29 protein-coding genes are annotated in these 26,877 nt (G+C 49.9%); 14 read left to right on the top strand and 15 right to left on the bottom strand.

Going from position 1 to position 26,877, the window contains the following annotated elements:
- Positions 1–159: 159 nt before the first annotated feature.
- From V2P20_RS04375 to V2P20_RS04360, 4 genes are all read left to right on the top strand, one after another.
- Positions 160–786, top strand: coding sequence for a hypothetical protein (locus V2P20_RS04375; protein ID WP_331816486.1), 627 nt, complete (start codon positions 160–162; stop codon positions 784–786).
- 168 nt (positions 787–954) lie between these two features.
- Positions 955–1,200 (top strand): hypothetical protein, encoded by a 246-nt coding sequence (locus V2P20_RS04370; RefSeq protein WP_331816484.1) that lies wholly within the window; start codon positions 955–957, stop codon positions 1,198–1,200.
- 261 nt (positions 1,201–1,461) lie between these two features.
- On the top strand, positions 1,462–2,187 hold the full coding sequence (locus tag V2P20_RS04365; RefSeq protein WP_331816482.1) for a hypothetical protein: 726 nt from the start codon (positions 1,462–1,464) through the stop codon (positions 2,185–2,187).
- Positions 2,188–2,363: 176 nt separating this feature from the next.
- Entirely contained in the window at positions 2,364–3,140 is a 777-nt protein-coding gene (locus tag V2P20_RS04360) for a hypothetical protein (protein ID WP_331816480.1), read from the top strand.
- Between the two features lie 193 nt (positions 3,141–3,333).
- On the opposite strand, the gene V2P20_RS04355 is transcribed toward V2P20_RS04360, so the two are convergent.
- The 4 genes from V2P20_RS04355 to V2P20_RS04340 form a co-directional block, all read right to left on the bottom strand.
- Positions 3,334–3,738 (bottom strand): GFA family protein, encoded by a 405-nt coding sequence (locus V2P20_RS04355; RefSeq protein ID WP_331816478.1) that lies wholly within the window; start codon positions 3,736–3,738, stop codon positions 3,334–3,336.
- A gap of 105 nt (positions 3,739–3,843) precedes the next feature.
- Positions 3,844–4,419, bottom strand: coding sequence for a TIGR00730 family Rossman fold protein (locus tag V2P20_RS04350; RefSeq protein ID WP_331816476.1), 576 nt, complete (start codon positions 4,417–4,419; stop codon positions 3,844–3,846).
- Between the two features lie 141 nt (positions 4,420–4,560).
- Positions 4,561–4,971 (bottom strand): NUDIX hydrolase, encoded by a 411-nt coding sequence (locus V2P20_RS04345; RefSeq protein WP_331816474.1) that lies wholly within the window; start codon positions 4,969–4,971, stop codon positions 4,561–4,563.
- 285 nt (positions 4,972–5,256) lie between these two features.
- Positions 5,257–5,550, bottom strand: coding sequence for a hypothetical protein (locus tag V2P20_RS04340; protein ID WP_331816472.1), 294 nt, complete (start codon positions 5,548–5,550; stop codon positions 5,257–5,259).
- Between the two features lie 133 nt (positions 5,551–5,683).
- Here V2P20_RS04340 and V2P20_RS04335 point away from each other — a divergent pair, with 133 nt between their 5' ends.
- The gene (locus tag V2P20_RS04335) at positions 5,684–6,700 is read left to right on the top strand and encodes a TIGR03118 family protein (protein ID WP_331816470.1); all 1,017 of its coding nucleotides are present in this window, start codon (positions 5,684–5,686) and stop codon (positions 6,698–6,700) included.
- A gap of 340 nt (positions 6,701–7,040) precedes the next feature.
- Here the strand turns inward: V2P20_RS04335 and V2P20_RS04330 are convergent, their stop codons facing one another.
- On the bottom strand, positions 7,041–7,409 hold the full coding sequence (locus V2P20_RS04330; protein WP_331816492.1) for a class IV adenylate cyclase: 369 nt from the start codon (positions 7,407–7,409) through the stop codon (positions 7,041–7,043).
- Positions 7,410–7,444: 35 nt separating this feature from the next.
- Positions 7,445–7,582 (bottom strand): hypothetical protein, encoded by a 138-nt coding sequence (locus V2P20_RS04325; protein ID WP_331816468.1) that lies wholly within the window; start codon positions 7,580–7,582, stop codon positions 7,445–7,447.
- A 203-nt stretch (positions 7,583–7,785) separates the two neighbouring features.
- Here V2P20_RS04325 and V2P20_RS04320 point away from each other — a divergent pair, with 203 nt between their 5' ends.
- The gene (locus V2P20_RS04320) at positions 7,786–8,601 is read left to right on the top strand and encodes a TraB/GumN family protein (protein WP_331816466.1); all 816 of its coding nucleotides are present in this window, start codon (positions 7,786–7,788) and stop codon (positions 8,599–8,601) included.
- Between the two features lie 213 nt (positions 8,602–8,814).
- Here V2P20_RS04320 and V2P20_RS04315 read toward each other — a convergent pair whose 3' ends face one another.
- Positions 8,815–10,152, bottom strand: a complete 1,338-nt coding sequence (locus V2P20_RS04315) for an FAD/NAD(P)-binding oxidoreductase (RefSeq protein WP_331816464.1) — start codon at positions 10,150–10,152, stop codon at positions 8,815–8,817.
- 15 nt (positions 10,153–10,167) lie between these two features.
- Complete coding sequence (locus V2P20_RS04310) at positions 10,168–10,497, bottom strand: cytochrome c (RefSeq protein ID WP_331816462.1); 330 nt, start codon at positions 10,495–10,497, stop codon at positions 10,168–10,170.
- Positions 10,498–11,076: 579 nt separating this feature from the next.
- Between V2P20_RS04310 and V2P20_RS04305 the strand changes: the two genes are divergently transcribed.
- Positions 11,077–11,373, top strand: coding sequence for a hypothetical protein (locus V2P20_RS04305; RefSeq protein ID WP_331816460.1), 297 nt, complete (start codon positions 11,077–11,079; stop codon positions 11,371–11,373).
- A gap of 118 nt (positions 11,374–11,491) precedes the next feature.
- Here the strand turns inward: V2P20_RS04305 and V2P20_RS04300 are convergent, their stop codons facing one another.
- The 4 genes from V2P20_RS04300 to V2P20_RS04285 all read right to left on the bottom strand — a co-directional run bounded on the left by V2P20_RS04300 (position 11,492) and on the right by V2P20_RS04285 (position 14,825).
- A complete protein-coding gene (locus tag V2P20_RS04300) occupies positions 11,492–12,739 on the bottom strand; it encodes a S8 family serine peptidase (RefSeq protein WP_331816458.1) in 1,248 nt (415 codons plus the stop codon).
- On the bottom strand, positions 12,736–13,404 hold the full coding sequence (locus V2P20_RS04295; protein WP_331816456.1) for a hypothetical protein: 669 nt from the start codon (positions 13,402–13,404) through the stop codon (positions 12,736–12,738). The genes V2P20_RS04300 and V2P20_RS04295 overlap by 4 nt, the downstream gene beginning before the upstream one ends.
- Before the next feature lie 3 nt (positions 13,405–13,407).
- Positions 13,408–14,001, bottom strand: coding sequence for an RNA polymerase sigma factor (locus V2P20_RS04290; RefSeq protein ID WP_331816454.1), 594 nt, complete (start codon positions 13,999–14,001; stop codon positions 13,408–13,410).
- Between the two features lie 86 nt (positions 14,002–14,087).
- Positions 14,088–14,825 carry a TorF family putative porin gene (locus V2P20_RS04285; protein ID WP_331816452.1) on the bottom strand — a complete coding sequence of 246 codons (738 nt, stop codon included), beginning with the start codon at positions 14,823–14,825 and terminating at the stop codon, positions 14,088–14,090.
- Between the two features lie 777 nt (positions 14,826–15,602).
- Between V2P20_RS04285 and V2P20_RS04280 the strand changes: the two genes are divergently transcribed.
- Positions 15,603–16,058, top strand: coding sequence for a DUF6567 family protein (locus tag V2P20_RS04280; RefSeq protein ID WP_331816450.1), 456 nt, complete (start codon positions 15,603–15,605; stop codon positions 16,056–16,058).
- 230 nt (positions 16,059–16,288) lie between these two features.
- Positions 16,289–17,005, top strand: coding sequence for a YebC/PmpR family DNA-binding transcriptional regulator (locus V2P20_RS04275; protein WP_331816448.1), 717 nt, complete (start codon positions 16,289–16,291; stop codon positions 17,003–17,005).
- 215 nt (positions 17,006–17,220) lie between these two features.
- Here the strand turns inward: V2P20_RS04275 and V2P20_RS04270 are convergent, their stop codons facing one another.
- The 3 genes from V2P20_RS04270 to V2P20_RS04260 form a co-directional block, all read right to left on the bottom strand.
- Positions 17,221–17,754: a copper resistance protein NlpE gene (locus tag V2P20_RS04270; RefSeq protein WP_331816490.1), complete on the bottom strand. Its 534-nt coding sequence runs from the start codon at positions 17,752–17,754 to the stop codon at positions 17,221–17,223.
- Positions 17,755–18,199: 445 nt separating this feature from the next.
- A complete protein-coding gene (locus V2P20_RS04265; RefSeq protein WP_331816446.1) occupies positions 18,200–18,589 on the bottom strand; it encodes a glycine zipper family protein in 390 nt (129 codons plus the stop codon).
- Between the two features lie 232 nt (positions 18,590–18,821).
- Positions 18,822–19,730 carry a LysR family transcriptional regulator gene (locus tag V2P20_RS04260; RefSeq protein ID WP_331816444.1) on the bottom strand — a complete coding sequence of 303 codons (909 nt, stop codon included), beginning with the start codon at positions 19,728–19,730 and terminating at the stop codon, positions 18,822–18,824.
- A gap of 104 nt (positions 19,731–19,834) precedes the next feature.
- Between V2P20_RS04260 and metE the strand changes: the two genes are divergently transcribed.
- From metE to V2P20_RS04235, 5 genes are all read left to right on the top strand, one after another.
- On the top strand, positions 19,835–22,132 hold the full coding sequence (metE, locus tag V2P20_RS04255; protein WP_348532243.1) for a 5-methyltetrahydropteroyltriglutamate--homocysteine S-methyltransferase: 2,298 nt from the start codon (positions 19,835–19,837) through the stop codon (positions 22,130–22,132).
- Between the two features lie 379 nt (positions 22,133–22,511).
- Complete coding sequence (locus tag V2P20_RS04250; RefSeq protein WP_331816443.1) at positions 22,512–23,438, top strand: OmpA family protein; 927 nt, start codon at positions 22,512–22,514, stop codon at positions 23,436–23,438.
- Positions 23,439–23,737: 299 nt separating this feature from the next.
- Entirely contained in the window at positions 23,738–24,880 is a 1,143-nt protein-coding gene (locus V2P20_RS04245; protein ID WP_331816441.1) for an AAA family ATPase, read from the top strand.
- A 236-nt stretch (positions 24,881–25,116) separates the two neighbouring features.
- Positions 25,117–25,737 (top strand): TetR/AcrR family transcriptional regulator, encoded by a 621-nt coding sequence (locus V2P20_RS04240; protein WP_331816439.1) that lies wholly within the window; start codon positions 25,117–25,119, stop codon positions 25,735–25,737.
- A gap of 10 nt (positions 25,738–25,747) precedes the next feature.
- A complete protein-coding gene (locus V2P20_RS04235) occupies positions 25,748–26,860 on the top strand; it encodes a methyltransferase (RefSeq protein ID WP_331816437.1) in 1,113 nt (370 codons plus the stop codon).
- Positions 26,861–26,877: the final 17 nt, after the last annotated feature.

Here is a 26,877-nt window from a genome sequence, read left to right as displayed (position 1 = left end):
CCATTTATTTAGGCTTTTTTGAATTTGTGCATAACGCCAGAAAACGCGGTAAAGCGTTATTAAGTTCACTGTTGGAACTGATTATCAGCTAACTCCCCGGAATCCATTATGAGCCTTTCACATAACTAATCTACTAGGATTATGGGAGTAAAAAGGACTATGAAAACAAAAAAAGCAGGAATATTTTTAACGGCTCTGTTCGTGGCAACTATTGGCCACGCGGCGGATACCACTTATGATCCCGCTACCGGCACGGTAACTATTCCGGAGGTGGCGGTTAACGGTAAGGTTGAGTTTGTCAATGTCAAATTGAAGGCCAATTTAGATGGAACATTCAGCATTCTTTCTACTGAAGCTCCCAAGGCTTCCCCTTCTACCACCACTTATGATCCCGCTGCTAACACCGTAACTATTCCGTCGGTGGTGATTGGCGGCAAGGTTGAGCATACAAATGTCAAACTGGCGTTAAATCCGGATGGAACACTGAGTGTTCTTTCTACTGAAGCGCCTCCAGTTCCCGATAGTTTAAGTTGTTCCACTCATGTACCCGGAACTAATATTTGCGATGAGGGGAAGTATCCTACTTGCTTGGTTACTCTCTCTCAAGCAGCTCAGATCAAGGACGGGATGACCTATGATCAGGTTGTTGGAATTATAGGTTGTCATGGAGTTCTCGAGAATGTTGGTTCAGGGGGCTACACATCTTATCGTTGGGGTACTGATTCTGTATACTCTGCTGACGCGAGTTTTCTTGATGGTAAGCTTGCTCAATTCATACGTTTTTAATTTCCTACAATGGATCTTGAGCTGTTGTCCAAAAATTCACGGCCATTTGAATAATATTCAAATACTCTGGCAAGAGCTAAATAACAGAAAGCCGCTTAAACAGCGGCTTTTTTATGAGCGACCCTTGATAGGGCGACTTTTGCTTGGTTATTTCCAGATGGAGTTTTAATGCTCGGATTAAAGCAGGCAGGCGCACCAGGTGCCCGGATGCTGAAGAAGTCAGCATGGTCGAAGCGTTTCACTGCGTTCAATACATTCTATCCAGCTATGAAATACTACGAACAGTCGGATTGGATGGTTAACGCCATCGTTCACTGGCACGTTCTCAATTTCAAATGGATTGACAGACGCTTTCCAGGCAGCCGACGTTATAGCCGTACTGTTCGCGATTGGATCGGCGCTGAATGCTCTTAACAGTATTGCGTGATATTTTCCAAAAACTCAGATGAATTAAACCTTCAAAAGGTGAGTGATCTATATACTAGACTAACGGATTGTATAAGCCGGTCATGTATAGTAGTCTTACTGCGCCGAGCGCTATGCAAGTTTTTCAATTTTAATAACACAAATAATGAAAATATTTGAATTGTCATAGGCCGTCTTCGCTTGGCAATTGCACGCAAATTTTTAAGAACTACATAACTGATCTACTGGGATTATGGGAGTAAAAGGACTATGAAAATAAAAAAATTAGGGGTGTTTTTAACGATTCTATTTGTAACAACCCCTGGCCACTCGGCAGACACCACTTATGATCCCGCTGCCGGCACGGTAACTATTCCGGAGGTGGAGATTGACGGCAAGGTTGCGTTTGTTAATGTCAAATTGGAACGAAATTCAAATGGAACATTTAGCGTTATTTCCACTGAAGAGCCTCCCGTTTCCAGGACTGACACTACTTATGATCCCGCCAGCGGCACAGTAACTATTCCAACGTTGGCGCCTAGCCGCGATGTGAGTGTGATTAACTATGCAAATTTCAAATTGCAGGCAAATTCAAATGGAACATTTAGTCTTCTTTCTTTTGAAAAGCCTCAGGTTTCCGATATTTTATACTGCTCCACTTATGCGGCCGGAACCGATTACTGCATTGATGGAAGCTTTCCCACCTGTCCCCCTGTCCAGTCTCAAGTAGATAAGATCAAAGCAGGGATGAGCTATGATGAGGTAGTTGAAATTTTGGGCTGTCATGGGGTTCTTGTGGTGCGAACTGATCAATACGGAACTGAAGTCGCATTTTACGCATGGTCTGCTAGTTCTGACACTTTTCCTGAGCGGAATGTGAATCCGCGTACATTCGCTACTGTGGGTTTTTACAAGGGTTCGGTTAAATTTATCAATCAGCTACTGGCCATTCACCGTAAACCGTCTGATCTAGTCAATGATTCTGACCAGAACTGAATAATAGAAAGCCGTTGTTTAAGCGGCTCTTTAATTGGCGGCACTTAGCGATGATTAAACTATCAATTTACCCTGCATACCAAGCTTTAGCTTACAGGCTTCTTCATTCGCAATTGCGCGCAAATTTTTTAAGAACTACATAACTGATCTACTGGGATTATGGGAGTAAAAGGACTATGAAAATAAAAAAACTAGGGGTGTTTTTGGCGGCTCTGTTCCTGACAACTGTCGGTCAAGCGGAAGACAGGGTAAACCCTGTAAGAAACAATCAGTACACGGTAAAACGTGTAAACGATCAATATTATTTTGGTAAAATAACTATTCCTAAGGTAATGGTTAACGATAAGCTTGAGTTTGTAAACGTCAAATTGGAGCGAAATTCAGATCTATCATTCAGCGTTATTTCCACTGAAAAGCCTTCCGTTTCCAAGACTGCGACTACTTATGATCCCGCTAGCGGCACGGCGACTATTCCGACAGTCGTGATTGAAGGAAAGGTTGCGTATGCAAATGTCAAATTGAAGTTCAATCCGGATGGAACGCTTGGCGTGCTTTCTAGTGAAGAACCTCGGGCTGACGATATTACAAGATGTTCCGTTTATGCGGCCCATTCTGTTATTTGGGGGTCCCACGACAATTATTGCGCCGCTGGACGCTTTCCCACTTGTAAACCCGAACAATCCCAAATAAGTAAGCTCCAGGAAGGGATGACCTATGACGAAGTTGTTGAAACTCTAGGTTGTCATGGTGTTCTTCTGGCGCGCGTAAATTCAGGAGGACCTACGGCATTTTATGTGTGGGGCACTGGCTCTAGCACATCACATCATACTACTTTAACCTTTTCGGCTGGAGAGCTTAGGTATATCAATAGTTCTTTTAGTTTTTACACTTATGGTCCGAATGGTATAGAGGATGAATATTTCAATAGTCCTGGGGAGCTAATGGACGATTAGAATGAACCAGAGCCGAGCAAGGCCTGGGCGTTACTGTTTTGGCCTTGCTCGGCCGATAGTATCTGCGGGAACTGTATAACGGAAAGCCGCTGCCTAAGCGGCTTACTTAATCAGGCGGCCGATTTATCAATGTAAGAGGGTGTGCTCTAGTCGATAGAATGCACATCAATATTGCCTCGCCACATTTACCGGACTATAAAGCGCTGCGATCAGCCGGATGGTTAACGCCGTCGTTCGTCGGCACGTTCTCGATTTCAAACGGATTGACGCCTTCCAGGCAGCCGACGTTATAGCCGTACTGTTCGGGATTCGACCGGCGCTGATGATGGGTGTAAATGCCGCAGATGGAGCAGAAGTAATGCTTCGCGGTCATGGTGTTGAACTGGTAGAGCCTCAACGCATCCTGGCCCTGGATGATCCTGATGCCGGAAAGCGGAACCGAGGCGACTATCGCGCCTTTTCTCCGGCAGATCGAGCAGTCGCACCGGCGAGGGTCAACGATGCCGTCAGGCAAGTCGAGTTCCAGCACGACAGCTCCGCAATGGCATGTTGCCAGATGTTTCGGGTTGATAGCGGTCTTTCCAACCTGTTTGATCATGATGATTCGCCTTGTAGCTTCATAATGTAAAGCTAACCGGACAGCGTCCGGAAAGTTAAAAAATATTATCGTGTTGCGGCCATGCTCCGGCTAAGCTCCAGCCCTTCATGTCTCATCTTTTTCCATCCACTTCGTAACAGCCGGCGGCATATAACTGTCGAATCGATCGAGTAACGCTTCCGGTTCACGCTCAACGATCAATATCGAATGATGAGGTTGTTTGACGAACTGTTCCGTTACGGCATGATCCAGAAACGCGGTCAGTGCATCGAAATAACCCGCTATATTCAGCAGCCCGCAGGGCTTCTTATGCAATCCGAGCTGTGCCCATGTCCAGACTTCGAACAGTTCCTCAAGCGTGCCAATCCCTCCAGGCAGAGCAATGAACCCGTCGGAAAGCTCCGCCATCAGCATCTTGCGCTCATGCATGGACTGCGTGACGTGCAGCTCGGTCAGATGCTTGTGCGCGACCTCCCTGCGTACGAGGCCTTCGGGGATTACACCCACCGCCTGACCGCCGAGCTCCAGCACTGCATCTGCCAGCAGGCCCATGATGCCGACGCCGCCGTATACGAGCCGTATGTTTCTATCGACGAGCGTCCTGGCAAGGGCGCGGGCGGCGTTGGAATAGGCTTCCAGTCTGCCGGGGCTGGAGCCGCAGTACACGCAAATGCTTTTCATAACTTTGACCTTTTCTATTGATGATATTCTGCGCCTTGGATCAGGCAGGCTGGGTTGATAAACCCAGTTTTGGCGGTTCCGAATGCTGGGTTTACCAACCCCGCCTATAAACTTTCTATTGGTGATATTCAGTGCCTGGGATCAAGAGCCGTCCGGCAAGGCGAAGCCTTGGCTTCGCAAGGCTTCCAGCGGCGCAAACAATGGCTCGGGCAGATTGGACCAGTCAAACCATTCCCAGCCTTCGCACTTTTCCGGCTCTCTGGTTTCGACAATGCCCGATTCCCACTTTGCCAGCACGAAGACAGTCACATAGTGCTTCTGCTCGGATTCAAATACGCTGTTTGTGAAAGGACCATACTGCAGGTCCCGGATGCTGATGCCGGTTTCTTCCAGTACTTCACGTTCAGCGCAATTCTCGATTGACTCGCCATATTCAAGATGGCCGCCGGGAGCGGACCATGTTCCGGCGCCGTGCGATCCCTTTCGCTTTCCGAGCAATATGCGTCCATTTTCAATGACGAGTACTCCGACTCCAATTTGGGGGGCGAGCATGGTTTGTCCTTTTTATATCGATTAATGGAGAGTCATCGCAGAGCCGTTATTAAACCATTGGTTTCCCAGTTTTTCACGCTTTTATACACATGCTGGCCAGAAACCCGGATGCCTGCCTGTCAGGTTTAATGAAAGATGCGACGCAATCCATTCATTGCGCTACCGCCCGAAATCAAAAATGTTTGAACCAACTTGGACGGGTTCAGCTCTAGAGAGAACGCTGGCTACATTGCGTAGTTTCAGCGACAGATGGCACCTGTTTTAGATAGTTTCCCCCAAATTCTTCTATAAGGAGCCGAAAATGAAAGCATCTTGCGTCCTTGTACAACGCTGCTGTGTATCTTTGGGGTTTGCGATGGCTCTCGCCGCCGCATCTGGCGCCTTTGCCGCTACTGCCAAGGGGAATTTTGCCCAGTCTACCCCGCCTGCAGAGAATGGCTCTGCCGCGTCTACGAGCCCGGCCCAGAAACGTTTTGCCCCAACCACCATATCCAACAGAAATTTTTCTGCATCCACGCCACCTAGCAGGAAATTTTCTTCATCCACGCCACCTAACAGGAAATTTTCTGCATCTACCATGCCTAGCAGGGACTTTTCTACATCCCCAGGCCTTTCTCCTCCTAATGGGGGAAGCATTGCTGCGCCTTCTACAACCTCTACCGGAGGGAATTTTGCTGCCTTGGGCGCATCTGCCGATGGCAATTTTTACCAATTGAACTATATATCCGATGGCTTTACTCCGAGCGGCTTTCCTCCGCCAATCCACACCGATCCTAACCTGGTCAACAGCTGGGGGCTTGCGTTCAACCCATTCGGTCCCGCATGGGTGGCAAACAACGGCACCGGGGTATCCACGCTGTATGACGGCGTAGGCAATGCCCGGCCCCTGGTAGTCCAGATTCCGTCGCCAGGCAATGACGCTGGCGGCGGAAACCCGACAGGCATCGTTTATAGCGGCTCGCCATCCGATTTCGTGGTGTCGAAGGGCGCGGTTTCCGGGCCGAGCCGCTTTATCTTCGCGACCGAAGACGGTGTAATCGCGGGCTGGGCGCCCAATGTCGATCAAACGCACGCGATCCGCGTCATCGACAATTCGACATCCTCCGGCGCGATTTACAAGGGACTGGCCATCAGTGCGGGCGGCCGCGGCGGCCTGCTTTATGCCACCGACTTCCGTAACAGAAAAATCGATGTTTTTGACAGCTCGTTCAAGCCTGTGACCCTGCCTGAAGGGGCGTTTGTGGACCCGGCGGTTCCTTCAATCGGCGCGCCGTTTGGCATACAGGCAATCAACGGCAACATTTACGTTACCTATGCCAAACAGGACCCCAGCCTGCACGATGACGAAAAAGGCGAGGGGCTCGGCTTGATCAATGTGTTCGACCCCAACGGCGTTTTGCTCAAACGTCTCGTGGCTGTCGATTCAACGTCACGGCAAAATCTGAACGCACCTTGGGGAATGGCCCTGGCGCCGGCAGGCTTCGGCAAATTCAGCAACCGCCTGTTGGTGGGCAATTTCGGCGACGGCAGGATCAACGCCTTTGATCTGGCGACGGGCGAGTTTGTCGGCCGGCTCGAATCTGCCAGCGGCACGCCCATTCAGATCGACGGCTTATGGGGGCTCGCCTTTGGCAATGGCTTCGAGAACCAACCGGTCAACACTCTGTTCTTTACCGCAGGGCCGGGCGATGAGCAGCACGGGGCCTTTGGCCGCCTTGACGTGCAGTGACATCAATACAGGAGACAACCGCAAATTGGGACGATTTCAATGATTTGCTATCGGTTTGATGACAGGATGGATAGGGGACAGCCAGATTCGGCGGAATAACGAACTGATGTTCAAGCGAACTGTTTGGCTTTAAGTTCTTTAAACTGGAGTAGGTTTCCTGACAGGGCAGCTTTGGTGGTCGAATCTGTACTGCGTTTTTAACAAAATCAAACGCTGAAAATACGATGCCCTGTAAATTGATTACAGGGCATGTTTGAGCGGCTCATGACTGTCCCAAATCACTTCCGACAAGCGGCTGTCGAGTTTTGTAAATTCAAGTTTAACGTTGAGAATCATCGATTTATGAGGGCATTCGACGGATTGCCTTATCAGGCATTTGTGCGAGCAGATCCACATAGGCTTCTTCCACTAGCTGATACGGAGAGACAGACAGTTTTTCCATCAGTTCATGGGCGACCGATACACCTGCTTCTATAGGCTCACCCTCGGCAAGAATGACTTCCAACTCAAGAAAGTTCCCCAGTCTTTCCACCTTATCCAGATGTACTCGCGTTCGTCCAACCAAAAATAAAGTGCGATGTTTGCGAACATGCCCGCTTTCCCCATAGGCAAGCGACAATGCCTGACGGAGTGTATCGGGCGACGAGGTTGGCGAAATGACATAAAAAGATTCCTTGGGACCGGCGCTGTCCGGGCGCTGATAGAAAATCAGCTGTCCTTCATGCTCGGAGAAAGCGCGAAGTTTCAGCCTGCCGTTAGGACAGGAAAAAACGTATCGTCCTGAAGTATTTCGATTGGCCCTTCGTCAGCGATCTTCTCAACCATTGGTAATAATGAGTCGATGCTTTCAATTCGGGCTTTAATTTCAATATTTCTTGCCATTTGACAACCTGATTAATCATTATAAAACGCAATAAAACAGACCAACTTATAGGATAAGCTTATGCAAGAGATGCATCGATCGCGATTGGTGCGCTTCACTGCGTCGCCTGGAGCGCCTGCTCCTGGTCAGCGTATCCTATCGGGCTAACATTCCAAAGAGACAAGATATGAGAACTTTAATTTTATTTTGCCTGCTTATACCTTTGCAGGCTTTTTCCGATACGTCACTGTGGCGCGTCAGTCAAGGCGATGCTGAAGTGTTTATCGGCGGCACTGTACATGTGCTCAGTAAAAGCGATTATCCGTTACCGGAAGAGTTTGGCCGAGCCTATAACAAAGCCCAAATGCTGGTGTTGGAAACCGACCTGAACGCCATGAGCAAACCGGAAATGCAAGCCCAATTGCTCCGCAGATTGGTGTACTCCAAGGGAGAGAGCCTGAAAAATAATCTAAAGTCCTCGACTTATAAAGCGTTGGAGGCATATCTGCAGAAACTGAACATGCCGATTGCTTCCGTTCAGCAGTTTAAACCAACCCTGGTGATGCTTACCCTGATGATGACAGAATTGCAACGCTTAGGGCTGGCGGATGCAGGAGTAGATGCGTTTTTTAATCGGCAGGCCCTAGCCGATGGCAAAAGCTTGGGGCAGTTGGAGAGTGTTTCAAAACAGATGGATGTACTGGTGAATATGGGCAAAGGCCATGAAGACGAGCTGATTCTGAACACCCTCGATGATCTGAATCAACTGCCCGGCATGATGAAGAATTTGAAAAAAGCCTGGCGCAATGGCGATTTAACGCAACTGGAAGCATTGGGGATTACTTCCATGCGTAGAGACTATCCCGCTCTTTATGAAATGGTATTAGTGGAGCGAAACTTGAGTTGGCTGCCGCAAATTGAAGCGTTCTTGAATACGCCGGAAACTGAGTTAATTCTGATTGGCGCGTTGCATTTGGCGGGAAAAGATGGCCTGTTGGCACAGTTGCGTCAACGCGGCTATAAAGTGGAGCCATTTTGATGGCGCTTGGCCCAGCTTCGTTTAGTCGTTTGGGTATTTCAGGCCATACTCTGGCTCTTACATGACGGGATTTTTAATCATGTCACGTATTTTCTCTCCTTCAGTTGCCCATCAAAAATTGTGGACATCATCAATGTTAGAAGCAAAAAGCAGAGCCTCTTGTACAGTCAGGCAGTGTTACTGCGAGGCTCTGCCCTTGTTCATGCAGATACGTTAGGCGAACGTATCTCCCATCAGGGTATTGAACCAGGTCAACATATCCTGATAGTTTCTTGTGCTGGCTGTGGGGGCGGAAATAGCCGTGCCATTATTGTGCTGCGTGGGGATTACCATCTTTTTACTACCTGGATCATATTGATACACGGCAGCAAGCCAAGTGGCTGTGCTCGCGGTGATCGGCGTGAAACAAGCGGAATTGGTAACCGGCGATGGGTCCGGCAACTGGCCCTGAAGCACGCGCAAGATGGCATCCACACAGGTCTTGGCCTGCTGGTTGCCTATATGGCCGGCCTTAGGCATTGTCGTACTGCTTGCATCGCCGAGGATGTGGATGCCGGGGATGGCCGTCGATTCATAGCTCAAGACATCCACCGCGGCAAAGCGGCCATCCGGGCTGTTAAGCAGGCCGGCATCTGCCAATAGTTTTGGCGCTCGCTGTGGCGGAATCGGATTAAGGACGCCGGCTTCGACCACGTTATCAAGAGATAAGCCCTGATTATAAGTGACAACCCGAGTGGCGCTGTCTACATCGGTTATCGTACAGCCAGGGCGGTAATCGATCACGCCGGCATGGGTCACGGTAAAGGCATAGTTGAAATTGTCTTTTTCAACCAGGATGTCCGCGTTGGCATCCAGAACGATGACTCGACTATTCGGTTTGTTCGCTTTTAACCAGTCAGCGATAACGCAGGCTCTTTCATAAGGCCCGGGAGGGCAACGGTAAGGCGCTTTGGGAATCGTGATGACCACGTCAGCGCCGTCGGTCATGTTGATGAGTTGATCGCGCAGCAAAGTAGTCTGCGGTCCCGCTTTCCAGGCGTGTGGAATGAGGGTTTCATACTCATCCAGGCTGGTCATGCCGGGCATTAAATCGAATTCAACCCCAGGCGCAATGACCAGTCTGTCGTAGCCGCCAAGTGTCGTACCGTCTGCGAACTGGATGGAAGCAGCATCAATTGCCGCTACCTCTTTATTGATCAGCTTAACGCCGTAATGGTTCTTCAGCTTATCGTAATTATAGGCGAGATTGGCCAAGGTGCGCTGGCCTGTCAGCACTGTATTGCTTAAGATGTTGGATGTATAGGCTGCGCTTTTTTCCACGAGCGTTACTTGTACGCCTGTACCGCCCCATAGACGCAGATATTTGGCAACGGTGGCGCCAGCCATGCCGCCGCCTAGCACAACGATATGGCCGTTAATCCCGGTATTGGTAGGGATCGCGAACTGAACAGGGGCTGTATTTGAGTCGCGTGCGGCAAAGGCGGAAAATGAAGAGAGCGTCAGAAGTCCCAGTCCGCTGGCAGTCACGCCTAAAAATTTTCTACGATTCATTATAATGTCCCCTTCTTAAGGATTAGCAAAGTAGTCGGCTATGGCTTGCAATTGTTCTGGCGTGTAGCCTTTCAAATGCGCGGCCATGATGCTGTCAGAATTTCCACTCAGGTACTTGGTCAGTGTGCTGGAGACATTACCCTTGCCGAACAGCGGATAAAAGCCGCCGCTGCCGTACGTGCCGTGACATTGGAAACAGTTGCTCGCCAAAAGCCGGCCTTGGGTATTGCCCGTCACGGTCGGTGCTGTAGCAGTCCCTTTACTAGGGGGGGCCGCTTCGGTAATCGTTGTCATAAGCATCAATGACACGGCTGCAAACCCTTTTAAGATTTCTTTTATAGTCATAAACATTCTCCTGAGACGCTGTTGTGCCGAGTGCGGGCTAAAACCTTTTGCGCGCTGCGAAAAATTAATCATTTTTTGATGCCGGATTAGTCACAGTACAAGCGGTTGTCTCAGCAGACTTGCGTTGCCAGGTGAACTAGTGGAGAAGGTATCAGTCGGCTTTTCTCGGCTATTTTTCTAATTGTTCTAAATATTAAATATTTTGCATGTTTTTATTTTCCTACATAGTTACTTTTTTATATTACTAAATAATAATATTTAAGAATAATAGAAGTTCAAGATTAAGCCTCAATTAATTGGAGAGGTGGTCAGATTTATTAAAGAAATTTTGTGAGTAGTATCACATTTTATTGTTGCTCTGATTGCCTGGGCTTTAAGCAGTAATCAGGTGTGGCTGGCTGATGCGGGAAAGGGAATTGCCATTCGATATCGCTAAAAATAATATTTCTATGTCTTTGAACTTATCCATTGTTAAGGGTATTTACAGGGTGAAATCTTTGTTTGCTTTTGAATTAGCCGCTTCAGAAGCATGGCTAAACTGTTTTTACTCTATCATTATCTGCCCAAATGGAACGACAAATGAATGCAGAACGTATAAAAAGAGCATTACAGGCTAAGAAAGCCCTTGGTGGTATATTAGGCAGGCCGACTGGCGTATGTTGTATAGATGATCAAAAAGCCGATATTATCGAATACATTGAGAAGGGATTTAATATTATGGAGGTAGCGATATTTATCGGTTGCAGTTGCCAGACACTTTCTAAATGGCTTGTACAGAATAAAAAAGATCCCGATATTCAAAGGGCGCTAATCAAAGCATTAATCCAAGAATCCAAGGGGGCAGGCATTGAGATGTCCCGGCGCCGCTATATGTAGAGATTTCGGAAATATAAGGTATCTGCGGAATGAATATTGATGCCATTTTAAGATTTTCAAATAACCGTTCCACAGATACTGCAAATGGCTCTACCTGATGGCGGAAAACCTTTCAGCCCTAGTTAGGGCTGGTGTGCTTAACTCCTGAGGCCGCATTCAGCGCATGCGCTGTCAATAAACCTGATTCGCTGTTGAGATACTGTTTGAGATCGCTGGCCTGCCAATCAGGATGAAGTTGCAGCAGCAGCGCTATGACGCCGGCGACATGAGGCGTGGCAAAGGAACTGCCGGTCATAAAATCATAAGATTCATGAGGGACAGTCGTGAGAATGTCCTGGCCGGGAGCGATAAAGCTTGGCTTTTCCGACTCGCCGCCTCGCCCTACGGCCAGCACGCCAGGAACATCGGCAGGAAAGTTTCCGATTTGCTCTTTGCCTGGCACAGCGGCGATGACGATGATGCCTTCGCTTAACGCTTTATCAATCAGCATTTTCAGCAAGGGATCTTTAGGGCCGCTCAGGCTGAGATTGATAATACGGCTTTTCAAGCGAATGGCCTGATTGAGCGCCAGAGCCAGAGTGAAGCTGTTGCAGCGCGCCGCCAGGGAGCCGGGCTTGTCCGGCCAGCAGGCGCGAAAAGCCAGAATTTCGGCTGCCGGCGCGATGCCGGCAATGCCAATTCCATTATCCGCGCGCGCCGACAATACGCCGGCCACCGCCGTTCCGTGAATCTCTGCCAGGCTGTGATCGCTGGGTTCCGGCGCCACATTTTCGGAATAGCTGATCTGGCCTTTCAAATCAGGGTGATCGACATCGACGCCGGTATCGATCAATGCGATGCGGACCCCTTGGCCGGTGCTGTATTTGTGCAATTCGGCTATGCCTAATGATTGAAAGCCCGTTTGCAAATGCAGATACGGGTCACTGTAGGATTTGTCTGCCGGATGCTTATCGTTCAGTACATTGAAGGTCTGCATTTTTTGCACTGAAGCGACATCCCGGTCTTTTTGCAAAGCCGCCATCACCTGTGGCAAAGGCAATGTTTCGGGCACTTCGTAAACAACGCAACTGACGCCTAACTCTGTAACCGGCCACTGGGCGACAAATTGTATTTGATAACGCTCGGCGAGCTGGCGGGCAATGCGTTCACTCCAGTTGGAGTTACCGTATTGGCCGCGCGACCGATAATGATCCTGGGCATTGCCGGGCAACTTACGGTTGATGGTCCGGTCGACAAAAGTCACCAGCAGGCGCCTCTCGTCACCGTTCGGGCTGTCGCCCAAGCGCGAGTAATCGGTATTGTTGACGCAACCGGTTATCAATAGCGCGGCCAGTACAACCAATAGCGTAAATCGAATGAGTTTCATGGCTGCGTAACAGGTTCAGCCAGCAGCACATCCTGACGGCCGCGTAGCAAGGCGACGGCTTCCTGCAAGCGAGGACTGCTGCCGGCGGCTTCTAACCTTACAGTTAAGGCGCCGACGCTGTTGGGTTCACCGACACGCTGACCCTGTATTTCTGACAGAACCGCAGCGATTTCCGCATCGGATAACGATTTGGCAAAAACTACCCGCAATTCTTCGCCGCGGGCCGATTCGGGTTTTGCCGCCGACAGCGTGTAGTAATCACCTGTCAGGTTTGTTTGCACTGTATGCAGCGTTAACGGAATAATCATCAATAACAAGGAAGCCGCTATTGCAAAACGAACACTGGTTTTATTGGCAAACTTGCCGATTCTGCCGGGTGGCGTGGTCTTTACCGATGCGGTTGATTGTGCCCTTGCCGGCAGCTTTGCCCGCAGGCTTGCGAAAGACGTTTCTGCAGCCAGATCCTGATCGGAAACTTGCGCTGCAGCTTCGGCCAATTTGCGCAGGCTGGCCAATTCCTTGCGGCACGGCAGGCAATAACGGATGTGGTGCTCTACCAGGCGATGTTCATGCTTCAGCAGGCTTTGATTTACGTACCAAGGCAACAAGAGTTGGACCTGTTGATGCTGATATTGGTGTTGGCTAGCTGTTGTCGATTGATTCATGGCTTAATTCTCCTTTGCTTGCGCAAATGCCTGAAGTTTTTTACGGGCATGGAACATACGGGTTTTGACAGTGTTTTCCGGACAATCGAGGATTTTGGCAATCTCTTGATAAGGCAGGCCGTGGTAAAAGGTTAATTCGATCACGGCGCGCTGATCGGCAGGCAGAATATCGAGCGCGCAATTCAGCCAATCTTGAGTTTCGGCATTTTCGGCCAGGTTGGCTAAAGGATCGGCTATGATTTCGCAGAATTCATTAACATCCAGACTGTTGCTGCTTCTGGCCGCTCTGGCTATCGATTTAAGCGCCTTGTGGTATGCAATGCCAAATACCCAGGTCGAAATTTTACAAGTGTGATTGAAGCGTTCCGGCTTCTCCCAAACCAGCAGCAGGGTTTCCTGTATCAGTTCTTCGATGTGGTCAGGCTGCCGGGTGATGCGCAAAATGAACCGAAACAATCTGGGGTAGTAAAGCTTGTAAAACTTTTCAAATGCCAGCGTATCGCCTTCGACTATACGCTGGAGCAACGCATATTCATTGTCATCGCCTGCAGCCTTGTCGGGTGCGGGAGGCGTTGGGTTAGGCACTAAACGCAGCATGGTTTAACCTTTTTTCCTTTGATAACCGGTGTCTTGCAACTGTATTCCTTAAGCAAAGCAAAAGGTTCAATTGTTTTAAAATATTTTTAAAATCCCAGCGTAACGGAGAACAGGTATTTGTTTTCCTGCTGCCGAGGATAAAAATCATCATGATGGTCTTCGAGGTGCTGATGGGGAAGATCAACATCTATATAACGAAAGTCTACGGATAAATAGGATGTCGCAAACCACGACACGCCGGCATTCCAGTAGAAGTAATCATGCCCAAGCAATGCGCCGGCCTGGTTGTAGCCTAAGCCGGCGGAGAATTGTACGGTATCCAGAATATCACGGCGGTAGGTGATTTCATAATTTGCGACATTGGCGCGGCGTTGATAGGCATCCGGCGCAATGGATGCCGTGGCGCTTAACCAGTCCTGGTAATGCAGGGATGCATAAAATTCTGCGTAATCGGCGGCATGATTGAAGATTTTATTGTCATAAATATAACCACTGACCGATAACTCCGCCCTCCAATCCGCGGAAAGGGGCAGGCTCCAGCCTAAGTAGGGTTTTATTTCAATCTCGGCACGGTCAGAGAACTGTTGATCGTCAAAGCGAACCTGGGATACGCCTAATCCGGCAAACCATCCGCTGTTGCCTTGATAGTCAATATTTCCTTGAACGACAGGCTTGCCTCGGCTTTTGGAATAGCCTCGATAGACGTAGTCGGACAGGAATTTTATATCCCCATGCCAGTCCGCTTGTGAAGCCGGGAGCCAAAGAATGAAGGATAAGCGGACTAATCCTGAAAAAATTAACCGAAAAAGGTCACGAAAAGGCATGCGTAATGTAATACATGGATTGTTTGTGGCGTTGAATCAGGGCGGTTTCTTTAGCTCATCAATGCTGAAATAAAACCACTAGATTGAAACGAAGTCCACAAAAATCCGCATATCCCTCGCGAATCCGCAGGAGAATGCAATCCTGGCCGACTTGGTTACATTACTTTTTTATTATCAATCTTATGCATTAAATTTTTGATTAAATATACATCGCAAAATGGCCGGTCGTTAATCATACAACAGTAAAAACCGATCATTTCCGGTCATAAAGCCGTTCAGGCTAAAAACAAAAGCCTGAGCTTCCGGCAAATGGCTTTAAATTGCTGCACTCAATACGGGGCTCCTTCGTAGGTCGAAAGAGTCATAATCCTGGTGAATAATCGCCACGCCTTCTTTGCTGTCGATAATTAATAGGATTTGCCCTAAATCGGAGTGATGACATCGGGCGATGATTATTTCTGTATGTTCTATACGCTCCGATTCCTCCAAGCATCCTAAGTAAAGTTGATTAAACTGATCCAGGGTTAGCCTTATCATTTCGTAAGCAGTCTAAATTATTGAGTTAAAAATCAGTTTTCTTGAAGCACAATCGATGCCATTATTCAAACCAATAGATTTGGCTATTTTTAACCCGTAATTGAGGCGGAATGCACAATGATGGTGCATGGATGGCACTAAATGCACCAATTAAATGCGCCAATTAAGGCAACTGTGAACATGATTCCATTGTCCAAAACGGAAAATAATGTCCAAACCAGCAATGGGAGGTGCTGTTTCATGATGAAATCAATGAAAATACTGCCAATCCTGTGGTTGCTTACCGGCTGTGCCGCGCTCCCGTCGATGCCCGCGCTATCCGGGCTGATTCCGGCGCCTGCCGGAACGCAGGTATTAACGGCCACCTCGGTCGATTTATCGAGAAAGAATTTCAAAATTATAAGAGCGAATGCGTCTGGTCGCAGTGTCGGTTTTAGCTTTCTCGGGCTTATTAATCTGAAGTCTCCGAGCTATGATAAAGCAATAACCCAACTTTATAAGTCCGCTGGAATTGCCGAGGGAAAGCCGCAGGCGCTTGTCAACGTCATGCATGAACAAACATCGACTTATTTCATATTATTCGCTTTGCCCGAGATCTCTGTTCGCGCGGATGTTGTCGAATTTATCGATAATGCAGCGCCTGTGAGTATCCGGGACATCCAGGGGGCGCACCAGGAAGGCGCATATCTAAAATAATCGATGACGCAGATAATGGCATGTGCTTGATCGTAGTAACTATATAGCCGATCCGAATCAATCTATGCCATCGGTCATCTAAAATTAATTCCGGCGGTCCAGTCAAAACTCCAGATAGCTTTATGGCGTGAATTTCCGCGGCATTGTTAAGCAATTCTTATGTTCCCTATGCCAATACTTATCTGTAAAATCCGTTATTTTTTAATTATTGCCATTGGAGCAACAGCAAAATGGGTAGAGCCTACCAAAATCGTAAAGTATCTATGGCCAAAACGGCTGATGCCAAGACAAAGGTCTACAGCAAATATGGCCGTGAGATATATGTAAGCGCTAAATCGGGAGGTATTGACCCGGCTGGAAATTTGGCATTGCGGGGATTGATTGAGCGCGCCAAGAAAGACCAGGTTCCTGCCCATGTTATCGAGAAGGCTATCGACAAGGCTAAAGGCAGCGGCGGCGAAAATTTTGAGCCGGCGCGTTACGAAGGCCTTGGTCCTGGCGGCTGCATGGTGATCGTCGACTGCCTGACCGATAACCCTAACCGTACTTTCGGCGACGTGCGCCAGTGCTTTACCAAAACAAAATGTAAAATCGGCACTCCAGGCACAGTCAGCCACATGTTTGACCATGCCGCCATTCTGGCGTTTCACAATGCTGACGAAGACGCTGTTCTTGAGGCGTTGCTTTCAGCCGATGTCGATGTGACCGATATTGAAAACGATGAGGGGAAAATCACCGTCTTCACGCCCCAGGCCGACTATTTCAAAGCCAAGCAAGCGTTAATGGACGCTTTTGGCGAGATTGATTTTGAGGTGGACGAGATTCAATTTCTGCCCAGAACGGCCACGACGATCAGCGGCGATGATCTGGTGCTGTTTGAAAAGTTTTTGGATATGTTGAACGATCTGGATGACGTGCAGAATGTTTATCATGATGTCGAGCTTTGACGGCCTTATCGCTTAATGCGATGGCGCACTACGATACGTTTGGGCTATATAACGGCATTGCCGCCAAAGATGACTTAGCTAACTTTGCGGCAAAGCCCTTTAAAGTATTCAGTCTCTGTTTCTATACTAAAAAACCGCCTCTGCTTTTGCCAAAAGGCGGTTTTTTAAGCGGGTCAGCCGGATGCTCTACCCGTTATTTTCAAACCTGTCATGTGTTAGTGAATATGTACTTCACGGGATTTCACAGTATCGCTTCTCCGTAAGGCATAGTCATTCGCATTCTGGGTTCTCTTGGTGCCATCCTCATTGAACTCAATGAGTGTTCCTTCATCTTCAATATGATAGCGCCGTGTTTTAGTTCCTCCTTTTTTGGGCGTTAAGACAACGGTCTGATTTTCATTATCCCAGCTGTATTTGCCTTTTTCATAATACTCCCTTGAAGACTCTCTGGCATACTGAGTCACCAGCAGATAATTGTTGTTCTGTTTTAAGGACAGCGTCGTTTTAACGCCTGAGCAATCGTCGCAAGGGAGATAGCCGTAAAACACGCCGCGAAATACCTTGCTTTCATCGGCGTGGTTTTGGTGCGCCGTGTGATCTACTTCATCCTGGTGGAGCTTTGCACGCGCTTTGGCGAACTCTTCCTGAGCTTCAAGGTCTGTTGCCGCCATTGCAGGAATCGCAGTAATCAGACTGCTAAAAAGTAAAAAAGCCAGATTGTGTTTTAATTGTTTTTTCAATGTTCGCATGATGACCTCCCAGAAAATTAACGATGGTTGTGCTGGTGGAAAATTTACCAGATTTACCAAAGATTTACCAAAAAGAGCTTGTAAATGTGCCGGCAAGCCTGGTCCTGGAATCGCCTTTATGCGAGAACGACAGGTATTAGTTACGGATAGGCGACCGGATGATCCCTACAACGCATATGTTTTTAACGCCTCCAATTTCCGGCCAGGCCCATTGAATAGTTGGCAAAGAATGCCAAGATTTACTGGCACCTTTGCATATTTTTGATAACTTGCCGACACTCTTGGCGGGAGATAGAGGGCTTGCGGCTCGTGCTGTGCCGATATAGGGCGGGTACATCAGGTCAGCGCTTTTTATGTGCTGCCTGATCGTACGTCCGCAGCAGAAATTTCGGTTTTTTCAGAAACGGCTACTTCGCCCAAAATGGCGGTTTTGTCAGGGTTGCCTTTAGTTGACCAGTGTATGGCCGCGCTGACGCATACATTTTTTGAATGATCGTTTAAAGTCCTCGTTGGCTTCATAACCTTTCCACAGTCCGGCAGGGATAGCCAAAATAGCGCCGCCCGCGGCACCTGTTGCAGCACTGCCCGCTATAGCGCCAACAGCAGCGCCGCCTGCTGCACCCGTAACAGCGCCAACACCTGCGCCCATCCCGATTTCTTTCGTGACATCCGATGCCTGATCGGCCAGTGTCTTGCACTCCAGCATGTCGCGCTGAACGGTTTCAGGATGCTGGTCCATGCGAGGATCGACAATCGGGCGCCAGCCGCTCACAGAGGCGCAGCCAGTGGCTAATGCAGAAAGAACTAGTATTGTTAGTAAATTACTTCTTTTCATGTTTTTCTCTAAAAAAAGGCATATTTTAATCGTTAAAGGAAATTTTATAATTTTAAAATTAGCGCAGAGTTAAATGATTGCTTTTAAGTACTTCACAGATAGTGAAGCGATCTTGCTGATCGACCGCTTATGGCGGCGGTAAAGCCCGACTCTACGATTGCTGTCGACTTTGTGATCGTACGATTTAAACAAGCTGAAGGCGATCAGGCTTTCACCCTCACGAGCCAAAGGATCAAAGACTCCCGTGCACAGCGGTTTTATCCGGCTTATTCGATGCCAACTCAATCAATCCCTGAATATATTCCAATGCCACGTCTTCATGACGGGTCGCCAGATACATGGTTTTGGTTAACGGCAAGTTTTTAAAGCGCAGGCTGTCCAGCGGCAGTTTGTCGGCCTTTTCCGCCATCAGCCATTCCGGCAGCAGGCAGACGCCGCGCCGGCTGGCTGCCAGTTGCAGCATGATATCGGTTTCCTCGACAGTGATGTGGTTTAAAGGTTCAATGCCGGCCGGTTGCAGGACTTTCCGGAACATGTCCAGGCGTTCCCGGTCAACTGGATAGGTCAGAACGACCTCCTGCTGCAGGTCCGAGGGCTCGATAAAGCCGCGCCCGGCCAGGCGGTGCCGGCTTGCGACGATGAGTACCAGTTCAAAATCGAACAAGGGCTGATAATGCAGCACGCCGTTAAAGGCGGGATCGGATGTCAGGACCGCGTCCAGCTTGTATTGCCTGATAGCTTCAAAGGAGTTGAACCGGTAACGGGACGTGACTTCGACAGCCAGGTCCGGCCAGGCCAGCAGATAAGGCTGGAGGATGGTGCGGAACCATTCATAGCAGGCATGGCAGTCGATGCCGACGGTCAGTTTGCCGGTTTTTCCGGCGCCCAGCAGGGCCAGGTGCTGTTCGGCGGAATCAACGGTGGCAATGACTGACTCGGCGACGTCGGAGAGGTATTTTCCCGCCTGGGTCAGTATCAGCAGGCGACCCTGCTTCCGCCACAGGATGACTCCCAGGCGCTGTTCCAGATTTTTCATTTGATGGGACAGGGCTGACTGGGTCAGGTGCAGCTGTTCGGCGGCCGCGCTTAAAGTCCCGCTTTGCTTGAGTGCCAGCAGGATGCGCAGATGGATCAGTTCCATTTATGAATTTTTCTCATGAAATAGTGAGAAACTATCAATATTTATCATGTTACGCAAGCCCTACAATGCGCTTGTCCCTTAAATACACGACGAGAGCAATAACAATGATAAAAATTCACAATCTGGGCTTTCCCCGTTTGGGCGAAAACCGTGAACTGAAATTTGCCTTGGAGCGCTACTGGCGGGGCGAGATCGATCAGCCGGCCCTGGACGAGATTGCCGCCGAAATCCGCCAGCGCCATTGGCGGCTGCAAGCCGGCTGCGGGCTGGATCTTATCCCTGCCGGTGATTTTTCCTACTATGATCATGTGCTGGATACCAGCGCCATGCTCGGTGTTGTGCCTGAGCGCTTCGGGCCCTTGACACAACCGCTGGGCCTGGATACTTATTTCAGAATGGCGCGAGGCCGGGCTACCGATGGACAGGCGTATCGGGCCTGCGAAATGACCAAATGGTTTGATACCAATTACCATTACCTGGTCCCGGAACTGGAGCCGGACCAACAGTTTGCCTTGTCCAGCACCCGATTGTTCGATGAGACGGGCGAACTGCAGGCGTTGGGCTTCAATCCGAAACCGGTTCTGCTGGGGCCGTTGACCTGGCTATGGCTGGCAAAATCGAGAACCGATTTTAACAAGCTGGACCTGCTGGATCGCCTGCTGCCGGTTTATGGGGAAATCATTCAGCGCCTGGCCGGGCAGGGCGTGGAATGGATTCAAATTGATGAGCCTATCCTGGTGCTGGATCTGCCCGTTGCCTGGAGCAGCGCCTTTGAAACCGTTTACCACCGCCTGCAGAACAATGCGGTCAAAATCCTGTTGGCCACGTATTTTGGCGAACTGAACGCACATGCCTCATTGACCTGCAAATTGCCGGTGGCGGGACTTCATATCGATCTGGTCAAGGGAATCGAGCAATTGACGCACGTCCTCGATAATTTTGCCGATCACAAAGTGCTGTCGCTGGGGCTGGTTGACGGACGCAACGTCTGGCGTGCCGACCTGGATTCGGCGCTGGCGACTGTCGCTGGGGTACGCGAACGTTTCAAGGGCGAGCTCTGGCTGGCACCTTCCTGTTCATTGCTGCATGTGCCGATTGACCTGGAGCTCGAGACTGCATTGGATGAAACGGTTAAACCCTGGCTGGCGTTTGCCCGGCAAAAACTCTCGGAACTGGCGGTTTTGCGCCGGGCTGTCGAAGAAGGAACGGCGGCGGCCGAGCCGGAGTTGTCGGCATCAAGCGCTGCGATCCGTTCTCGCCGGGAAAGCGGTTTGGGGCATAATCAGGCCGTTCAGGCCCGGGTTGCGGCCATCGATGAAGCCATGGGCCGGAGGCGGAGCGATTTTACGGTACGGCGTGAACAGCAGCAAATCAGGCTCAGGCTCCCCAGCTATCCGACTACGACGATCGGCTCATTTCCGCAAACGCCGGAGGTCCGCAGGGTTCGCCACGAATTCAGGCAGGGCCTGCTCAGCGAGCAGGATTATAACCAGCTGATGGAACAGCAGATCGAGCACTGCATCCGCGAGCAGGAGGAACTGGGCCTTGATGTGCTGGTGCATGGCGAATCGGAACGCAACGACATGGTGGAATACTTCGGCGAACGGCTGGACGGCGTCCTGACCACCGCCCACGGCTGGGTGCAATCCTATGGAACGCGCTGCGTCAAACCGCCGATCATTTACGGCGATATCAGCCGGCCTGCGCCTATGACGGTGCGCTGGATCACTTATGCGCAAAGCAAGACCGGCAAACCGATGAAAGGCATGTTGACCGGCCCGGTCACTCTACTGAATTGGTCCTTCGTCCGAGACGATCAGCCTCGTTCGGTCACTGCCTATCAGCTGGCGCTGGCCTTGCGCGATGAAGTGCTGGAGCTCGAAGGGGCCGGCATCCCGATCATTCAGATCGATGAACCGGCTTTCCGGGAAGGGCTGCCGCTGCGCCAGTCGCAATGGGCCGAGTATCTGAATTGGGCGGGGCGCGCTTTCCGCATCAGCGCCAGCGGCGTTCAGGACACTACGCAAATTCATACGCACATGTGTTATGCGGAATTCAATGACATCATCGAGGCCATTGCCGGACTGGACGCCGATGTGATCACCATCGAGGCCTCGCGATCCGATATGGAACTGCTGGATGCGTTTATCGATTTCCATTATCCGAACGACATAGGGCCTGGCGTTTACGATATCCATAGCCCGAATGTCCCGACGAAGGAAGAGATTGTCTCGCTGTTGAGAATGGCCGGCGAAAGAATCAGTCACAAGCAGTTATGGGTCAATCCGGATTGCGGCCTGAAAACGCGGCAATGGGATGAAGTCCGGAAAGCGCTGGCCAATATGGTTGAAGCTGCAAAAATACTGCGTTCTGCTGAAACGGAAGGCGGGGTTTTGTCCTGAATGAGCGACATATAACAAACGGATAGTACGGAACCGGAAATATTTTGCCGGGCTTTTTGGAATAAAAGCCCGGCGTGTTCCTTTAGAGATGCCTGCCAGTCCGCTGCGGCGATAGCGGGATTCAATCCACGGGGATGAAAGAAACCCGATGGTCAGAGTAATTACCAGATAACGCTCGCTCTGAACTTAATAACCCTATCGTATGGAGAATTAATAAAATTAGCGTGAAAACTTATGAAACGATTGGATTCGGAAAGCATCTAAATTAAAGCTGGCTCTGAGACTGGCTCTATGGGGGGTGCGAACAGGTCCGAGCCGAAGAAAAAGAGGGTTTGTTCAAGCCGAAGTGGATAATAAGGAACAACTGGAGTATTTCATAATGCACAGAGCCATTACCGCGATCTCATTTATGTTGTTTGGGGCTTCAATCTTGATTTTTATTTCGGCACTATTAATTCCCGTGCTGAGCGAATCGACTTCGCAGAAGGTAATCAGTAAAACAGAAGCCTATAAACCGTCTGGATCTCCTGAAAAGATTGTCAAAAAATCGGTGCCTGAACAAACGCAGGGACCGGTTGCTCTTAATAAACCGGCCTTACCCATAACGCAGTTGGAAAGCAAGGTAGAGCCAAACGATAACGCAAATGATCGAAATCGAAAGGATCCGATCGTCATGCCTTCAAAGGATTCCGACATTGCGCCTTCGAAGAATCCCAACGTCATGCCTTCAAAGGATCCAAACGTCATGCCTTCGAAGGATCCCAACATTACGCCTTCGAAGGATCCAAATGTTACGCTTTCTAAGGCTCAGAACGCCATGCCTTCACCACAGGCTTCTCCTGAACCCGTTGTTGCGCAAATTCATGCGGAACTGCCAGAGCCGGTAAATCCAAAGGCTACAGAGGAAAAACACCCCGCTGAGCGCAAACCGGCGCGCCTGCTTGTGCTTGATGGACACTCGTTTCCTCCGGGCGAGGTAAGACCCAATGCAAAAGCACAGAGAGCGATTGACGCGATTGTCCCGCTTATCAGCGCGCAGCCTTTGGATAAGGTCATCGTTGAAGGGCATGCCGACAAATCGATACCGGTCGGCTTTAGTTCTGCTCAGGCCCTTAAATGGAACAAAATCGTCTCGATGCAGCGTGCAAAGGTAGTTGCCCAGCTGCTGAAACAGAAAGGAGTCGCTAGCGACAGAATCATTGTCAAAGGTCTCGGCGATGCCGTTCCGCTTGCTTCCAACCTCACTTGGGAGGGGCGGTCGAAGAATCGTCGCGTGGAGATAAGACTAGCGCCCGCGCGACAGTAGTAATTTAAATTTGCTTTGCCTGGAAGGCATTTGTTCAGAAAGTTTGTCATATGGATGGATAGACCATGGGCAGAAAAGGGGCTTCATGGCAGTGGGGCGATTGGTACGGAAAGAAGTACTGGAGTTAAAAACTCTTGATGCCCGTACCCGAAAAGACCGGAACGATCCGGTTGGGCGTGCCGCCGAATACCCGATGAACTGTTACTTTTTCTCACATAGGAATTGCATATCAACCCTGAATTGAAAAGTTAAAGGTATTAATAAAACTTCACCAGGGCGGCAGTCTCTGCCGGATGATTATGAATGAAGTACATAATATTTCAGACGCTGTGCTGAAGCGTATCCGTCTTTTGAACAATCTGGAACGAGGTGGTATGTATACAAATCATTTTTCATTACAAAGCCTGCCGTTTGAAAACGTGTCTGATCCGGCATGTTTTTTCGAACGAGGCGATTACAGTCGCGTGCTCAGCCGCATAATTGATAGTTTATGGGCGGGAAGAGGCTTGATGGTAGTGGTAGGGCCCATCGGCACAGGGAAAACCACCTTGAGCCAAAAGCTCATAGTATCCATCCCCGAGAAAACCAGAATAATCTGGTTGGGCGAGCCGCCGGATACCAGTGATGAACTGTTGCTTTTTCTCACACAAGAATTGCGGATCAGGCCTGAGCTGTCCGGCAGAGTTTTTGTTTTAAGAGATCTCAAGGACTATTTGATAAAGCTCCATAGCGAAGGCAATCGCTGCCTGCTGATCATAGATGAAGCGCACAAGATATCCGACGATGTGCTGGAGTGTGTTCGGCTTTTGAATAATCTTGAACACGGCAATATCAAACTAATACAGATGCTCCTGATCGGACAGGAGGAATTTCTTGATAAATTGTCCCAGCCTAACCTGGAGTCGTTCAAACAGCGCATCGCCTGGCTAGAGGCCATTGGCAGAATGACGCCTCTGCAAACGCATGAATATATCATGCATCGATTGAAAATCGCGGGCTGCCAGTCAAGAATTTTTACCGACGAGGCCATTGAAACGCTTATAGGCGCCGCCCGGGGCACGCCTCGTTTGGTTAATACATTTTGCGACAGGGCGCTTCGTGTCAGCTATGAAGCCAACAAAACTTTAGTTGATCTGGAGAGCGTCAGGCGGGCAGCCGATGAAATAGGGCTAGGGAGTGAAGTCTATTTATCGCTGCCGAGCCGTCAACGGGAGAAACTGGCGCAAAATGCCGCACCGCAAGCTTCGCCTTTAAAGAATAATTTCAGCCAGGCTGCGCCCACTCCAAGAAGAAGCCCAACCAGACCGGCCGACAAAATCCAGCCGGCACGTGCGCATCAGGGCAATTCTTCCTGGACGTTTCCGATATTGCTGCTTTGCGGCTCTATTTTATTGTTTGCAGCGAGTCTTTGGTTTTTTCTGTCTTACAGAGCAAACCTGTGAGCGGGAGCTCGACATTTTAAGTTCAGAAGTCTGGTAACGTTTTCCTATAGTTGCGGGTCATGGAAGAAAAAACATTATGACGGAAAAAGCATATGGCCAGGATGGAAGCTACAGCATTTGCAGAACGAAGTGATATTGCCAGTCAATCAAACAACGTGAACTGATTGACGAAAATGCTGTTGAGGCCGGCTTGCGGATGCTAATCTACTCCCGATTGCACGCTATAGGAGAAAGCGATGAATATTGCCCACCAACAATCTTCCGACCCCGTACGGACGCGGCTGCTCAAGGCTGCTCTGGAATGCTTTTTAGCTGACGAATACCACAAGGTCACCACCCGGCTGATTGCTGAAAAGGCCGACGCCAACATTTCCATGATCCGCTACTACTTCGGCAGCAAAGAGGGGCTGTACGAGGAGATGATCCGGGATACGCTGGGCCCACTGCTGGATGTGCTGGACGGTCCGATGTTGTCATCGGCAGAAGGTCTTTCGAGCTTCTTTCGTCTCTATTACGACACAATGACCACACGGCCGGAATTTCCCAAGCTGATACTGAAAGTGCTGGCATTGAACCAGGGGCCGGGGCGGCGTTTTATTCAACAGCTGCTGGAACGCGGGCGCACGCGGGGCGCGCGGAAAGTGGCCGACTTGAAAACGCAAGGGCAGATCGCGCCATCGATAGATCCGGATATCCTCAGGATGGCCTTTGTCAGCCTGGCCATGACACCGATGCTGTTGAAAGACATCTTCGAAGAACAAATGGGCCACGCGATGGATGACGCTTTCATCGAAGATCTGGCCAGCTTCAACGGCCAACTCTTTACGGCGGGCCTTGCGCCGGCCGCGCACCGGTAACGGAGGGGCTATGCCGTTGCAGAAAAATGCCGGAGCCGTTCGGCGGTTCTCCAAATTGATGAAATTCGCCGGTTGGCTGCAAAACATCCCGAACAGGATTACACCGCCGCCGTTCCGCCTCATGCAGATCGGCTCGGCGTTCTGGCAGTCGCGGGCACTTTACGTCGCCGCACGGCTCGATATAGCCACAGTGCTGGGCAGCGAGCAGCTCGCCGCAGACGAGATTGCCGCTCGCGTTTCCGCGGAGCCTGATGGCATCTATCGATTGCTCCGGATGTTGGCGGCCCTGGGCGTTTTCGAGGAGGTATCGCCTCGCGTGTTCACCAACAATAGCCTTTCTGCTTGTCTGAAGGAGGACAATCCGAAAAGCGTACGCGCGATGATTCTGATGCATAACTCAGAAGAGATGAGCCGGTCGTGGTACGAGCAACTGGAACAGGGCATGCAGAGCGGAAATGTTTCGTTCCAGCTCGCGCATGGGCAGGAACTGTACGGTTATATGGATAGCCATCCCGAATTCGATCGCCTGTTCTCTCTGGCGATGGACAGGGTGGAAGCGCTGGCCGGCGACAGCTTCGCGCTGGACTTCGATTGGGGACGCTTCGAGCGCGTCATTGATATTGGCGGGTCAAAAGGCAGTAAATCCCTGGCTGTCCTGAAACGGCATCCGCACCTGAACGCTCTGGTAGTGGACCGCGCCCAAATTGTCCGTGAAGCGGAACATTATTGGCTAGGGCGCGAGGCTCCGGCTCTGCTATCCAGGCTGAGCTTCCAAGCCGGCGATCTGTTCGAATCGATTCCGGAGGCGATAAGCGATAAAGACATCTACTTGGCGTGCGCTGTTTTACATGGCATGGATGATGAAGACTGCGTCAAGGTTTTGCGCAATCTAGCCATTGCCATTGGGAACACCGGTGCCCGGATTGCGCTCATGGAATTGATTGTTTCGGAATTGAAGGCCGATTATTCCAGTGCCGCTTTCGATATGCAGATGTTCGTGAATACCCGAGGCAGGGAAAGAACGCTTGCCGAATGGCAAAACCTTTTCGATCAGGCCGGACTGATGCTTGAGGAAGTAGTAGGCCTTCAATCAATCGGGAAGATACTGGTGCTGAGGACTTAGAGCTTATCCGTAAATAA

The sequence above is a fragment of the Methylobacter sp. Wu1 genome (assembly GCF_036553575.1).
Taxonomy (GTDB): domain Bacteria; phylum Pseudomonadota; class Gammaproteobacteria; order Methylococcales; family Methylomonadaceae; genus Methylobacter.
This window is presented reverse-complemented; position numbering and strand designations above follow the sequence as displayed.